Raw genomic sequence first — 14,507 nt, forward strand, 5'->3', positions numbered from 1 at the left:
AATTTGTAAAACGAGGGTTACAAACCAAAAACGACTGACCGTTGCAGCTTTGTAATATTTGTATGACTGAGTACGGACGGGTGTAGTTGTCCAACCGAGTTATAGGGATTCGTAAAATGAACATTCGTTAGACATTACAGATGTCACTGATGAGACCCTAAGAACGTGTTTGGGAATTGAGAAAGGTTGAGAGTCGTGCCAACTTTATGGTCGCCAAACTTCAAGGACGTGACCAAATAGTGGAAGCCACTGATTGACTCTCAATGGACCGCAATCGCTCCGGCGACCCGATTCGCCTTTCTTTTAGAAAAAACGCAAACGAAAGCACGATCTAAGGCAGATTGTTAACATCATTTTGTGGCTGCTTAGAACGGGCGGTCAATGACGAAATCTGCCTGATTGTTGGCTACCTTGGCAGGCTGTTTACGTCTATGCTAACACCTGGAAGTCGGACGGCACGTTTGAACGGCTCAACGCTGCCTTGAATGAGTTAGATAGCCAACACGCCGGGTAAGCCCAGGTTACCAAACATGACTGTTATAGCCGACGAAAGCCTTTACTTCTAATTTGCCAAACGGCGCCCTACTCGTGATGAGTTCATAGACAGATCCTGGCCCTTTTGGTGCGTTAGGTAATACAAAGCATCGGTGTAGCGCTTACAATCCGCTCTTATTGACTCGATACTACCTCAGCTATGAACGAAACCAGCAGGCTATTGACAAGGTCCGGATTTTCCCATTGGACCATATGACCAGCCGCTGGGAGCAATAAGGGTTGTTCACGCCACAAAGAAAGGTCAAACGCATTCAGATAATCCAGCCTGTGCACTTGTTCGCGCTCTCCCTGAACGAGTGCAACAGGAACCCCGCTGGTTCGGATGAGGTCAACTTCATCCCCAAAGTCGCCCGCTAGCAAACCTTGTAGAATACCCGTATGAACAGCGGGATCGGTTCGTAAAAAGTCATCTTCGACGAAGAGAGGCTTTTCGCTGGCACTGGACTGAAAAAGAGAGTCTATATAAGCCGATAGTTGCGTTTGAGTGGGGTTAGCCTGGTAAACATTTACCAATAAATTAACATTGCAATACATCTTCCCAAAGTCGATCGGTATTGTCAACGGCATCGTCATGCAGAATACGCCCCGACAGTAAGGCAGCCTGGGAAGTGCCTGAAGCGCAATATGACCACCTAATGAATGACCCACCAGGATGAAATTGGTAAGTTGTAACTGGTCGATCAGGTCAAGCAGAAGCTGCACCGATCCAGCAAGGCTGTACAAATGCAGATCCGTCGTATTATCTGAAGAGCCATGCCCGAACAAATCAAAAGCAATTAATCCAAACGGATCGAGTAACTCACTCTCGAACTGTCGCTTCCAGCTACGCACCGATAAACAGCGCCCATGAATGAATACGATTTTGACAGGCTTGTCGAGCGATTTTTCCTGAACAAAAACTTGTCTGCCCTGACTGAGCAGAAAACGATTCGTAACGTTTGATCTATCCATCTGCGCTAGAGCAATCCACAATTTTCGGCAAATAGTCGTAGTTCCATGGAATTGTTTGTGTTGGTTCGGTAGAGCATATTTTTCCGATGAGTCCTAACTGTATGCAGGCTTATATACAGTTTGTCTGCGATTTGCTGACTGGTATAACCAGCAATGATCCACTTCAGGATCTCGATTTCCCGCTTGCTTAATAATTGATCTTTGTCAATATCCGGGTAGTAAGCCTTGTCGACCAGCACTATCCAGTTTTGTTGCTCAGGACTGAACTGTTCAATTTGCTGAATCAGTTTTCGGCCATCCATCTGACGGGATATATCCCAGGCAAAACCCAGAACACCCGCTGGCTGGTTATCCGCAGTTGTGTGAATGATGGTAGTCTGTTGTAGCACGGTCCGGACTTCGCCTTTGCTCCCCCTGATGCGATAGCTCATTGAAAAACGGTATTTCGAGAGATCATCCGCCCGGTGTTTATCCAGAAATGTAGCCCGATCGCGGTACATATCCTCGTTGAAAGTCTTGAAATCGCGGTTGTAATGCAGCATATATTCAAGACCTCCTTCATAAAAAGCTTCATTAGAATGCCCCAGCAATTGGTGCGTGTTGACGTCTATAAAGGGGTAGTGCCTTTTGGCGTAATCTAACACAAAGATCAACGTCGATGACTGGCGTGCGAAAGCAGTCATCTGTTCCGCTTCTCGAACATACATGCCAAAATCCCAGCTGCTGGATTGATTATTCTCCGTCAACTGCTTTAAATACTGTCTGTAATTAGAATACTGATCGACCTTCATAAGTAGCTGATTTTTCGACTATCTTATACACCTAATCGTCAGCAAATTAGCTATTTATAGATACGCTTACAAACAAACTGATGCCCGAAATCCTGAAATTGATTAAATCAACCGGTCTAAATATGGCTATAGATGCCTGATCAGTACGGAGGGTTACTTATCGATGTGCAAAGGATGACCCGCCAGTCGTTTTAAAAGGATTTTACCCGCTAGTGACCGGCAGATAAACGGCTTGTATGAAAAATGATCTGACGCGTTGTACTGAAAATACCTCTTTTAGGGTATGGTTTGTAGCTGGCCCCTTCCTCATCTTTGTTGACAGATGCACAGATAACCATACAGCCAATTGCTGCAAAACCAAACGATCGCACGAGCCGGCTTCGGGCCCTGTCCGATGCTGAACCAGCGGCCTCGGCTGTCTGGATAAAGACCTGCCTATGGTTACTAATCGAACAATTATGAATGTGTTCTGCGTCGGTAAGGCTGCTTAAGTTAGCCAGTAGGTGTGGTAACGCCTGTTACCGCCAGCGGCCGGATCGTTGCAACCAGATGATCTATAAAAGAAGGCTTTTCGTTTCTATCCAATCTCCATAACAGACTTTTACACAATAGTATGTTCCCACCAGCTTTCAATTCTAGTATCCGTCAACTGTGATCAGTCGCGTACGTTTCATCATTCACTGTGTCAGATAAACACTGCATACCATGAAAATTCTCTTTATTACCTCTCTGTTCGGGTTATTTACGCTCAATACTATTCTGGCCCAAACCAATCCGATATCTCGTGAGATAGCCAAACCCGGCCAGAAAGTTTGGGTGATCTGCTATCATGTAAAATCTGATAAGCGTGCACAATATGAACGGTTTGTCCATCAGCTATTCTGGGCAGGGGCGTCGAAACTCACGGCTGAAAAAGACAAACAGGTTTTTCGACAGACGCGAGTGTTGCATCCAACCAAAGCGAGTCCGGATGGATCTTATACCTACCTGTTCATTATGGACCCATACATCGACGGAGCTGATTATGACATCGAGTCGCTACTCAGGAAAATGTACGGGGCAAAACAAGCGTCTGAATATTTCAAACAGTTTTCGACAGCGTTGATGCCAAAACTGGGTTACGAAGAGTACTTGGTCACCCAATCGAAGGATTGATAACAACTGTAAGTAGAAGTAGGTGCGTTCAAGGTTAAAAGTTGCCTTCAATCAAAGTGTGTCACGAATGAAGAACCGACTGTACGTGTTGTCTTTTTTTCTGATTCAAAGCCTCAGTGTCAGTTTTGCACAAGTCACGAAAGACGAATTGGCTATCAGAGGGGTGCTGGAAGGGCATTCCCGGGCTTGCTTGGACGCTGATGTTACCAAGGCTATAAGTTATTATGCTCGTTCGCCCTACGTGGCAACTGCTTTCGATGAACCCGGCTACGGCCGGGGCTATGAGGCAATGACCGCTTTATACAAAAAAGAATTTGCCAACGGTCAGAAAAGTCTGGATAAACTGACTGCAACTACTTACCGCTTTCGTATTGTCAACAACACCGCATTTGTTACGTATATCGAAGTCTATACGAAGCCTGACGGAACCGTTTCTAAGGTTCACAAAGCCAATTATCTAGAAAAAGAACAGGGCCAGTGGAAAATCATTGGCAATTTCTGGATACCAGAGAAAACACCCTAAGGGCATATGCTACTAAAATAAAGTAAACTATAGGATTATTGTAGGCTGCCAGTGCCCAGTTTGGGTCACCAGCTACGAGCAGACGATCCTCAATTCGACGCTGGCCACTGGGTTGCGCTCATAGAATGTATACGCTGCCTGAGACGCATACATCCACGAAAAAGTTGCAGGCGACTGGCCGGGTTGAGCAGAGATGAGTATGTATTGCTTGGATTTGTGTCCGGTAAAAGGGAGAAACGCCAGTTTATTGAGCCTTTCATGAGTAAAAGCAAATAAATGGTTGTATACATGGTATGATGCGATTAGTAGTGAATCAAACTACTACTTGAGCTAAATTAGTGGACTTTTGCAAAATTTAATGGCTGATCGCGCAGGTGCTTTTAATGATGCGTTTGAACCACTAATCCACTATGCAAGCTGACAAGTTTACCCTTCCCTTGGAACGCGTGCTGTTTTTTAGCGATGCCATCGTCGCTATTGCCATTACCTTGCTGGCCCTGGAGCTGCGACTCCCCGTCCCCGACGACCAGACTCTGCACTACGCTGACCTGCTTAAACCCTGGCATTTGTATCTGGCATTTCTGTTGTCGTTCATCAACATTTCCAGCTTCTGGAACCTGCATCACCGGCTCTTCATCTACATCAGCAAAATGGATGATCGGCTCAAGCTGATTAATACCTGCTGGCTGTTTTTTATCGTAACCTTACCCTTTGCTAGCAGCGTGCTAAGCGATCATCTGAGCGATTCGGCCGCCGTCACACTATATACGCTCAACGTGTCCTTGATTGCCCTATGTCAACGGCTGCTTTGGTGGTATGCCCTCCGTCAGGACTACGTGGAAGCGTCCCTTATTGAGGAGGATCAAAACCAGCAACGCATCACGATTTTTCTCAACCTGGATATACTCAATGGATTGGTCGCACTGGTCATCTCATTTTTTGCCCCCGTCACCGCTTTTATACTTCTCTTCTTTAAAATCCCACTGATGCTGGCCGCTTTTTTTTACCTGGCTTCAGTACGGCGTAAAATGGCCACCGGACAATTGCCGGGACTGGAACGAGAAAAATCCGCTCAGTGACCATTGGGCAGTGGTCACTGAGCGGGGAAACATGGCCTGCCTTGTAAATGGGGGATTGACCGATGCCGTTTCTACAACGAGATTTCGAAGACTCGATCCTGGCTTGGCTTATAAGCTTGAATCTGTTTGGATCGCTCTGAATCACGAGCGAAGGCGATGAACTTTTGAAAGTGTTCAGCGGATTCCCAAGTGGCGTAATTGATCAAAATCGTGCCTTCACTATTTCGGTGAAGTTTGGCCGAGATGAAACCGGGAAACTGGCTGACCTCCTCTCGAAAAAAATTTCTAATCAACCAGATCAACTGGTCAATTTCTCCATTTTTTAGCTCAAACCGTACAATAACATATAGTGGGCTGTGCATAGCGATTTACTTTTTTAGGGTGAAGACTGTTTTTGAATCGTGTAAAATCAAACCAGATCGCCAAAACCACCCGTAACAAAATGGTCATGGCCAGTGACATAGGAAGCCCGCTCTGAGACCAGAAAGGCAATCATCTCTGCCATTTCCTGGGCCGTACCCACCCGGCGAAGGGGAATAGACCCGAACAATTGGTCCACCGTGATACCCATGCCGGTGGCTAACAGTTTACGACCTTCGTCTCCTCCCTCGGTTTTGATCGCACCAGGCGTTACCAGGTTGACCCGTATACCAGCCGGAGCCAACTCTCTAGCCAGTGATCCCGTGTAAGCGTCCAAGGCCGCTTTAGCCGCGCCATAATGGGCCAAAAATCCATGAAAGGGCAGCAGACCACCCGCTGAGATGTTCACAATGGCCCCCGAACCGCTTTGCCGGAGGGCCCCTAATAACGGCTTAGTTACCCGAACCGCGCTCATGAAGTTGATCATCAGCGAGTCCAGCCAGTCTTCGTCGGTAATCGACTCAATGCCGGGCAGGATGGGCGTAGTAGCTCCCACATTATTGACCAAAATATCCAAACCACCCAGAATGCGCAAGGCTTCCTGAGCGAGAGCCGTTGCGCCCCCCAGCGTGCTGACGTCCCCTGAGATGAAGGTGGCCCCGGCAGGCGTCTCTTCATGGGGAGAGCGGGCCGAAACGACGACGCTGGCCCCGCCGTCAAGCAAACGCTGGGCTGTGGCTGCCCCAATGCCTTTTGAACCGCCCGTGATCAACGCTTTTTTACCTTCGAATTCAGTCTTATACTCGTTCATCGTTATCTGATCTAGTTCGTTATGATTGACGCAACAAAGGTCAGACAACGCCTTGACGTGGCTAGTGAAGTAGATTACTAAATGAGGGTGAACTAGTTCACATTCGTTTAGTTACTTTTTTGGGGTAATTTTCTGCTTACGGATTTTAGAGAGGAATTCCCGGGTCATGCCCAAGTAAGAGGCAATGATGTAAAGCGGTATTCGCTGAAGTAACAGGGGATGCTTTTGGGCAAACTCGTCGTAGCGTTCTTCAGCGGTCAGACTTAATTGAGCGATGACTCGTCGTTGGATGGTTAGTGCGATCAGTTGTGCTCGTCGCATCATGGCCACTGAAAACTGGGGTATTTTTTCCAGTAGTATCTGTTCACTCTCATAACTCCACTGAATGATGGTACTCGCTTCAAGCGCTTCGACAAACAACGTGGCCGGCTCTTGCAAGAGGAAGCTGCCCGGATCACCGATCATCCCATTATCTATGGCCAGTGAAAGAGTATGCTCTTGTCCGTCAGGGCTCACAATGTAAGCTCGGAAAGCCCCTGTGACCACATAGGTGCGATGGTTAGAGATAAATCCAGGTTGCTCGATGAGTTGTTTACGTTTCACTTTTTTCGTGCGCAACATGGCGATGAACAATTCTTTATCTTGATCAGTAAGGGTGATATGCTGAGCGATGTGGTGCAGTAGCGAAGAAAAGCCGGGCGTGTTTTCCAAAATTGAGTTGAGCAATAAGTCTTTGCAATGATGAGAACGAATTGGCTGGTAAAATCGTACCGTCTTATTAAACGCCCCTGGCTGTTGCACAACTCGAACTAAGGAAAGTCTGGGTTTTCTAGTGTGCTGGATGGTCCGGTTTGACCTTTCACAACCCCAAGATTTTGACCAGCCAGTGGCTTTGCTAACCACAATCCTGACTATGCGTGAGTTGTGCAACAGCCACGAGCCTTTCTTGAGACAAGCCAAATATTTCCTTTACTATCTTCCACGAAGCCCCGAGTAGGCAGTCCCTTAGGTTAGCTCAAAGGTATTCGGTTACTAAAAGGAAGAAGCCAGCCGGAACCCCAGGTTGGCGTAGCCCAACCGGAAGGGGTTGCGATAGGCTACGCGGCTTTTAGCCGGTTCACTGGACCGATTACCACCCCGGAAAACACGATGCGGCCCTGTTGCAGGGCCCTTCGGATCATGTTCGGGACTTTTAACATAATAGGTCTCATCATACCAATCGTTGCACCATTCAAAGACATTGCCCGACATATCATACAAGCTCAATTCATTGGCCTGTTTTTGGCCAACTGGATGAATAGTTGATCCGCTGTTGGCAAAAGTCCAAGCTACCGCATTGGCATCATTACTACCGGCATAGGCAAATCCCTTGCTTTTGGTACCGCCTTTGGCAGCATACTCCCATTCGGCTTCTGTGGGCAGGCGATAGTGCTTACCGGATAGGGTATTCAACTTTGTTATAAATGCCTGTATATCGTCCCAGCCGACAGCGGTTACCGGACAATCCATACAATCAGTACGACCGGAAGGATTACTGCCCATAACCTGCTGCCATTGTGCCAGGGTAGTTTCATACTTAGCTAGTTTGAAACTGCTTAGAGTAACAGTATGGATTGGCTTTTCATTATCATTCTCATTACCACCCATAGCAAACCTGCCGCCCTGCACCGTTACCATATCCGGCTCACTGATATCTTCAACCGCGGTTGCGTTTTCTGATAGCTTCGAATTACTTTGCCACTGGGTAGCTGCCGCCGTTACAAGCAGAACGGCGATTGAAATGTAGTTCATCACTGGATTTTTCGCCGGCGTTTCCGGCACCTGTCTCTATAATTCTAGTAGGCCACTTTTCTACTTTGTATGTTTGGCGCTAATCGGCTGGGAGTATGTCGAGTAAGCCGCCAAACAAGCTTGCAGACAGAACAAATGAAGGTGGCAGCGTGAACTATGAAACGCCCAATTTAAGAAGCAGGCGCATGAAGTTTACGTCGTCTCATTTGGAAGCGATTAATGAGAATAAATGACATTCGGTTTTATAACAGATAAATGAAAGCAGTCGGCTCATCCAATTATTATATGCGAACGATGATTGGAGAAGCCATCTCTTTACAATCTATTCTGCTCGTAAAGACTTTATTGGGTTCACCAGAGCGGCTTTTACGCTTCGCAGACTAACGGTCAGTAAGGCAACCAAGAACGTGATCAGAATGGCCAGCAAAAAAATATCTGGACCAATCTCAATACGATACACAAAACTGGCCAGCCACTTATTCATTGACCACCATCCCAGCGGGGCCGCCAGCACAAATGCCAGCAGAAGCAGACGAGAAAATTCTTTCCCAAACAGCCAGAGAATACCAGACGTACTCGCTCCTAATACCTTTCGCACGCCAATTTCCTTCTTTTTTTGATCCGCCATGAATGACACCAACCCGTATAGCCCTAAGCAACCAACAAAAATGGCGATGCCCGCAAACCACTGAATGAGTCTTAGCAGCAAACTATCGAGCTTATAGAGCCGGTCAATGTCTTCATCCAGAAAACGGTACATGTAAATCGACGACGGATACAGGGTCGTCCAGACTTTTTCAAACCCGGCCAGTGTAGCCTTCAGATTCGTCGGGTTCACTTTTATTCCACAACTAGTATACATCTCACGCCGGGTCGTCAAGCAGAGCGGCTCAATCGCGATACGGAACGACTTAAAATGGAAGTTTTTCATCACCCCAACGATGGTCCCCAATTGACCATTGATCGTTGCCGTTTTGCCTATTACATCCTGTAGGGAGGCTAACCCAAGGGCTTTTACAGCGGCTTCGTTTAGTAAGTACTCCCGGACTGTATCGGACGAAGCCAGATTGCGACCGGCCAGAATGGGTATTTTAAACGTGGGCACGAACTGATCGTCCCCGGTTTTATAGGATATATTGAAGCTTTCAGCTTTAACGCGCGAGGCATAGCGAATGCCGGTGCTGGCCAGAAATTCGGTTGCAGGAGGGCTATCAAAAAACGTCACGTTTTGCACGCCAGCCATTGCCGAAAGCTGGGCACCTAAAGTAGTTATTTTTGACTTTTGATTATCAGGCATTGGTAGAATGACGATTGCATCTTTCTGAAACCCCATGTTGGCCTGCTCTGAATACCGTAACTGGTTGGTAATGATCAGCGTGCCGATAATGAGCAGCTGGGAGATCGCAAACTGCGTGACAACCAGCCCTCTTCGTAGGGAGAAACCGCCTGCCGATTGTTGAGAGAGCTTACCTTTCAGTGCCAGCACGGGCTGAAAACGAGCCAGAATCAGGCCGGGATAAGCGCCTGAACAGAACGTCACGATTAATAGCAGACCAAGCAAAAAGGTAAATAGGTATGTATCCGTCAAGGGATTTATGGCTAGCTCTATATCAAACCATTGATTGATAGTTGGTACGACCAGATACGCCAGTCCTAGAGCGATAATCAGGGCTACGCTAGCGATGAGCGCCGTTTCAGTGATAAATTGCCAGAAAAGCGCTCCTCGTTGGCTGCCCAATGCTTTCCGAACACCGATTTCTCTGGAGCGATCCAGTGCCTGCGCTGTTGCCAGGTTAATAAAATTGACGCAGGCCGTAACCACCAGGAAAAAGCCGATCAGGGCAAACGTCCAGAGATTTTTTTTCTCCATATATCCCCTCAGTTTGGGGTTAAAGTGAACATCGAGGAGTGGCTGTAACTTAAACTGAAAGATCTTAGCATTCTCTTTATCATAGTATTTAGCACTAATGGCCGGAAGGATATTGGAATCGACCATAGCTGCCGACACACCTGATTTGAGCTTGATAAAGCACTGCATCTCTTTATTGAAACCTAACCACCAATCTTTTTCAACCATCCAGGGACTATGATCCTGCAAATTGCTGTAAGGAAGATAGATTTCCGTATGAAAATCGGTCGTAGCTGGCAGGTTCTGAAGAACACCCGTAATGGTTACGACCAGCGAACTATCAATGCGCAATAGCTGACCAATAGGGTCATTATCCCCAAAGTATTTTTTGGCAATTCGCTGCGTGATGAGAGCGGTATTACGCTCCTGCAAGGCCGTTCGCGGGTTACCCTCCAGCAGTGGAAAGTTGAAAATGTGTAGCAGATCTGAATCAGCGAACGCCACATCTTCCTTAAATTTTTTCTGGGGTGAAACAGACACCACGCGCTCTTTCAAAAAACCAATTCGCCCCACTTTTTCTGCAACGTCATAGCCACTTTTGAAGGCTTCGCCCATCGGATTGGGAACGCCCGTACTATAAGTCACCTTTTCGGAACGAAGCTCTGTCGTAATGCGATAGATACGATTATAATCTGCATGGAAGGTGTCAAAACTGAGGTGGTATTTGACCAAAGTAAAGGTCAGAATGGCACCGGCAATGCCCAGACTCAAACTCAACACGTTGATCAGCGTATAGGATTTGTGCCGATTCAGTTTTCTGAACGCGATTTTAACATAATTGCTTATCATAGTCTTTAGGTTTGGATCTGAATAATCAGTTTGTTTTGTGTCTGTGTGGATTGGTTGACCCGGCTTACGCCAAAGCCGAGGATGGAACAGCAACAGCATTTCCAGCACATACAGCAGTTGGGCTTTAGTAACCCCGTACCGATGGACTCGCTTTTGAAACAATTCATGCAAATCGCCCAGCACTTCATCCCGTATATAAGGAGCCGTAATACGAATGAGTAGCTGCTCAGCCCAGCGTGGTGGCTGGATCCCTGACCGCTTCGAATGATTTTGTAGGTGGTCTTTATTTTCCCGATTCATGTTAAGCGACCAAAAGCGGTTTTGGGGATACCATCCCAAAGTTCATTCCGGATGCGTCGTGCTTCCTGTACGGCTTGTTCACCGGCCAGGGTAATCGTAAACAGGCGTTTGCTTCGACCTCCTCGTTCGGCAATCGGCTCACTAAACCGGGAATGAACCAATCCTTTTTCTTCTAATCGTTGCAGAGTCCGATGAACAACGCCTAAGCTCATAGGCCGCTCCAAACGGCTGCTTAGTTCCTCCAGGACAGCTACCCCATAGGCATCATTGTAAAGTAGCGCTACCGTTAGCAGAACGATCTCTTCTAACTCACCCAGTTGAGTCCCTTTCATAGATTAGTAGGTTGTAAAAGCGACACAAAAGTATCTTTTCCTTTTGCATAGCAAATAAAGGGCCAATAGGACCAATTCGCTCCAGACCCTTAAAAAGGTTATTTTAGGCTTTTGTCATCGCTTTTCTCGTCCGTTTTCGGACTGTCATCTGTCCAAATTTGGACAGTTAATGAAAGCAAAGTAAAGCGCCTTTCTCAACTTGGGAGGATCGCAACAGATACAGGAATGCAGCTAACAACTTCCACGCTAAATTCATATTACTTTTACTATCTCTACAACTGAGTTGGTCCGGTTTAGCGGAACACTGAACTTGTCAGATTTGTGAAATACTGATTCTCGAATTGTTCAGGGCTTTGATAGTCCAGCGATGAATGCTTCCGTGCTCGGTTGTAATACGCTTCAATGGAGTCGAAGATTTCTGTTTGTGCATCTTCCACATTCAGAAAAGCTCCCCCTTCCACTAACTCCCCCTTTAGGCGGCTGCTTCGGCAGTCCGATCCACAATGACTCGGCAAAGGCGTTATCATACGGATCGTCGGCCACCGTGGCTCTGCTCATGCTGGGCCTACTGTGCCACAATCGAATCAACTCTTTCAGGGCGGCCGACACATATTGCCCACCTCGGTCTGAGTGCGTAACCAAACCTGGGGCGGGCTGACGCATCTGCAAGGCACGGCGTAACGGAACAACAACGAGTTCATCTTTCATTGGTTCGCCCACTTGCCAGCCTACTACTTTACGTGAGTATAAATCCATCCAAACGGCTAGATACGCCCATTCGCCGTTGACCAGCGGCAGGTAAGTAATGTCGCTAACCGCCCGGTGGCCCGGGCAAACCAAATTAGGAGCCTTAGGCAGCGGTTGATCTAGCAACAAATTCGACCAGTAGCCTTTGCCATGTGTGCTATTTGTCGTGCGTGGCACAAAAGACCTGGGCTCAATAGCCTGTAAACCAATTTGTTTCATAATTCTCCTTACCTGATGACGCCCTACTACGCACCCTTGCTCTTTTAGTTCAGCCGTAATCCTTCTACTACCATACCGTCGTTTATGCTGAACAAAAACCTGCTCTACTAGCTGCTGCTTATTGGTCTGATATTGAGTGAGTTGGTATCTATCGCCACGCCTGTACCGCGGGGTAGCCCGTGCCATAGTAAGCTGTCCGACTTACTTCCAAAACGGAGCAGAGCGTTTCAACCGCAAACTCATCAGCTAAACATCGGACTAGGTCATAGTGCCATCTCAAGTCTGCTGGCTGACGATGCTTAACGCTTTTTTTAAGCTCTCGCGCTCCACTTCCAGCTGCTGAAATCGCTACTGTAAACGCTGATTCTCAAGCAGTACATACGTCGAATGGCCTATTAAAAACTGCTTTTCTTCCCCCTTCGTCCGTTGCTTCCAACGGTCCGCCGTCGCGGTTATAGATGAGGGCTTCACTGATACCCAGTGCCTGAGCCACATAAGGCGATACGGATGTACTTGTAGAGCATAGTCGCGAATCTGGCGCTAAAAACCCCTGGTTTGATTGAGCAGACTAAAGTACAGGTCGTACTGCCAGACAGGCTGTTAAGCTTTGGTAATCATTGTGGAGGAGAAGGTAAACAGGCTAGCGGTGAATTACACTGTAAAACGATCCTACTTGGCCATTTCTTTCCCATGAGTGCTTGACCGACTTGACCAGGTTGATTGCCAGCTTTTTTGTAAACTGATCAACACACCTGTCGATCGGGGTAAAAAACTACCCTGGTCGGTAGCCAATCGACTCGTTAATTGCGAATCCCCCAACAACGGTAGGTGCAGCGGAGCTGTAACCTGTAGTAAGGCCGAAAACTGGTCGAGTGGACTGGCAAACGGAGCATTGTAGGTTCCTCTGTTTCGGCTTTCAGAAACTTTAAGCAGCCAGTTTACGGTATGACCCACCCGGCCACTCAATCCGAGGTGCCAAAGCGCTACCCGATTGTTAATGATAGGCCCGTAGGGTAAATTGGGTCGGATATCTCCTTCGGGAGTCAGAAACGGCGTACCAATGGTGTGTGCGCGCGATGTCCAGCCATCTTTGTACTGGCTGTTGTTAAAATAATCGACCTTACCCCGCTGGTAAGGATCATCGATGACAAACCGGTCTCCGCCCTGATTGGCCGTGTACAAAAATTCGAGAAGTCCCCGGTCGATCGAAAAGAAACTGTCTCCCTGGTTTTGGCGACGAATACTCAACCCATTCAGACCGTCGGCAATGGTCGTTAGGTACCAGATGGCTCCCGTTTCAAACGGGTTTTGCCGATAAACCAAAACTGTACAGCCACCGAGCGAAAATTCTGCACCTAGATCTAATGACCCCAAATGATTGCCAATCCGATTCGTTTCATCAAACGAGGTAACGTTTCCGTCAATCGACGCGTCTGAATAGGATAGTGCTGTTACTGCATACAGATAAGCTTTAAAGCTCGATGGCAGATGTCCGTTATTCGATAAATCGTTGCTTAAATAAGGTGAATAACCGCCCCATACGACCTGGTGATTAATTCCGCCAACAAACCGAACAGGCCAGGTGGGCTTGCCAATTCGGGCGTAAAACGTTGCCTGATGTAAGTAGGTATGCTCGACCTTTCGATTGGCCGTTTCAAACCAGGCATGTCCGTAGGTCGCGTAAATACTAAGGATACGTTTGGTAAAGGGCACCGTTATGAAACCGGGCGTACCGAGCTGAATGGTTGGCAACGGCATTGCATTGCCTGACATAGCGTAAGCCCCTGACGTGAGCAGAGTATCAACCAGGCCAACAATGGTTTTCCGACGACCGGCATACAATTCGAGTTGATGCCAGCGCCCTTTCAGATAAGCCTGTGGCAGCAGTAGTTGCTGGCCTGATCGGCCAATGGTTTCGACCAGTTCCAAGCCATAGCCCCAATCAAAACGAGCCGTATTCCCAGGTTTGTAGTCGGCAAAGTGGCCCATCCGATACGTTGTGAGTGATCCCAGCAGAGGAATTGTTCCATACTGATTGGCTCGTAGCCAGAAGGGCACCGCTGTGCCAGTGGTTAACAGGGCACCCGCTTCAAGATAGGCTCTGACCGGTTTTGCTACCGTATCGGGCTGACTGAATCCAGGCGCTTGGCCTAGAAAAAAAGCGATAATCAATCCGTTGATAAAGGCACACATTC

The 14,507-nt window shown here is 47.6% G+C and carries 14 protein-coding genes; 3 read left to right on the forward strand and 11 right to left on the reverse strand.

Annotated features, from left to right (window positions below; all coding sequences use genetic code 11):
• Nucleotides 1-669 precede the first annotated feature (669 nt).
• On the reverse strand, nt 670-1,506 hold the full coding sequence (locus tag GK091_RS09600; protein ID WP_164036738.1) for an alpha/beta fold hydrolase: 837 nt from the start codon (nt 1,504-1,506) through the stop codon (nt 670-672).
• A 5-nt stretch (nt 1,507-1,511) separates the two neighbouring features.
• Nucleotides 1,512-2,297 (reverse strand): response regulator transcription factor, encoded by a 786-nt coding sequence (locus tag GK091_RS09605; protein WP_164036740.1) that lies wholly within the window; start codon nt 2,295-2,297, stop codon nt 1,512-1,514.
• A 705-nt stretch (nt 2,298-3,002) separates the two neighbouring features.
• On the opposite strand from GK091_RS09605, the gene GK091_RS09610 reads away from it, so the two are divergent.
• The 3 genes from GK091_RS09610 to GK091_RS09620 all read left to right on the forward strand — a co-directional run bounded on the left by GK091_RS09610 (nt 3,003) and on the right by GK091_RS09620 (nt 5,054).
• Nucleotides 3,003-3,452, forward strand: coding sequence for a hypothetical protein (locus GK091_RS09610; protein WP_170312637.1), 450 nt, complete (start codon nt 3,003-3,005; stop codon nt 3,450-3,452).
• Nucleotides 3,453-3,519: 67 nt separating this feature from the next.
• Nucleotides 3,520-3,975, forward strand: coding sequence for a Cif family virulence factor (locus GK091_RS09615; RefSeq protein WP_164036742.1), 456 nt, complete (start codon nt 3,520-3,522; stop codon nt 3,973-3,975).
• A gap of 410 nt (nt 3,976-4,385) precedes the next feature.
• Nucleotides 4,386-5,054, forward strand: a complete 669-nt coding sequence (locus tag GK091_RS09620) for a TMEM175 family protein (RefSeq protein WP_164036745.1) — start codon at nt 4,386-4,388, stop codon at nt 5,052-5,054.
• A 71-nt stretch (nt 5,055-5,125) separates the two neighbouring features.
• On the opposite strand, the gene GK091_RS30035 is transcribed toward GK091_RS09620, so the two are convergent.
• The 9 genes from GK091_RS30035 to GK091_RS09660 form a co-directional block, all read right to left on the reverse strand.
• The gene (locus GK091_RS30035) at nt 5,126-5,416 is read right to left on the reverse strand and encodes an antibiotic biosynthesis monooxygenase family protein (protein ID WP_164036747.1); all 291 of its coding nucleotides are present in this window, start codon (nt 5,414-5,416) and stop codon (nt 5,126-5,128) included.
• A 47-nt stretch (nt 5,417-5,463) separates the two neighbouring features.
• Nucleotides 5,464-6,225, reverse strand: a complete 762-nt coding sequence (locus GK091_RS09630; protein WP_164036749.1) for an oxidoreductase — start codon at nt 6,223-6,225, stop codon at nt 5,464-5,466.
• A 111-nt stretch (nt 6,226-6,336) separates the two neighbouring features.
• Nucleotides 6,337-6,936 carry a Crp/Fnr family transcriptional regulator gene (locus tag GK091_RS09635; protein ID WP_164036751.1) on the reverse strand — a complete coding sequence of 200 codons (600 nt, stop codon included), beginning with the start codon at nt 6,934-6,936 and terminating at the stop codon, nt 6,337-6,339.
• 321 nt (nt 6,937-7,257) lie between these two features.
• The gene (locus GK091_RS09640) at nt 7,258-8,016 is read right to left on the reverse strand and encodes a formylglycine-generating enzyme family protein (RefSeq protein WP_164036753.1); all 759 of its coding nucleotides are present in this window, start codon (nt 8,014-8,016) and stop codon (nt 7,258-7,260) included.
• Between the two features lie 322 nt (nt 8,017-8,338).
• Nucleotides 8,339-11,014, reverse strand: a complete 2,676-nt coding sequence (locus GK091_RS09645) for an ABC transporter permease (RefSeq protein WP_246202182.1) — start codon at nt 11,012-11,014, stop codon at nt 8,339-8,341.
• Nucleotides 11,011-11,346: a PadR family transcriptional regulator gene (locus tag GK091_RS09650; RefSeq protein WP_164036755.1), complete on the reverse strand. Its 336-nt coding sequence runs from the start codon at nt 11,344-11,346 to the stop codon at nt 11,011-11,013. Before GK091_RS09650 ends, GK091_RS09645 begins: the two co-directional genes overlap by 4 nt.
• A gap of 293 nt (nt 11,347-11,639) precedes the next feature.
• Entirely contained in the window at nt 11,640-11,807 is a 168-nt protein-coding gene (locus GK091_RS29555) for an IS3 family transposase (protein WP_317166288.1), read from the reverse strand.
• Nucleotides 11,746-12,498, reverse strand: coding sequence for an IS3 family transposase (locus GK091_RS09655; protein ID WP_164036758.1), 753 nt, complete (start codon nt 12,496-12,498; stop codon nt 11,746-11,748). Before GK091_RS09655 ends, GK091_RS29555 begins: the two co-directional genes overlap by 62 nt.
• Before the next feature lie 483 nt (nt 12,499-12,981).
• Nucleotides 12,982-14,505 (reverse strand): capsule assembly Wzi family protein, encoded by a 1,524-nt coding sequence (locus tag GK091_RS09660; RefSeq protein ID WP_164036760.1) that lies wholly within the window; start codon nt 14,503-14,505, stop codon nt 12,982-12,984.
• Between the last annotated feature and the right edge of the window lie 2 nt (nt 14,506-14,507).

Origin of the sequence: Spirosoma agri (genome assembly GCF_010747415.1) — a bacterium.
GTDB classification, from domain to species: domain Bacteria; phylum Bacteroidota; class Bacteroidia; order Cytophagales; family Spirosomataceae; genus Spirosoma; species Spirosoma agri.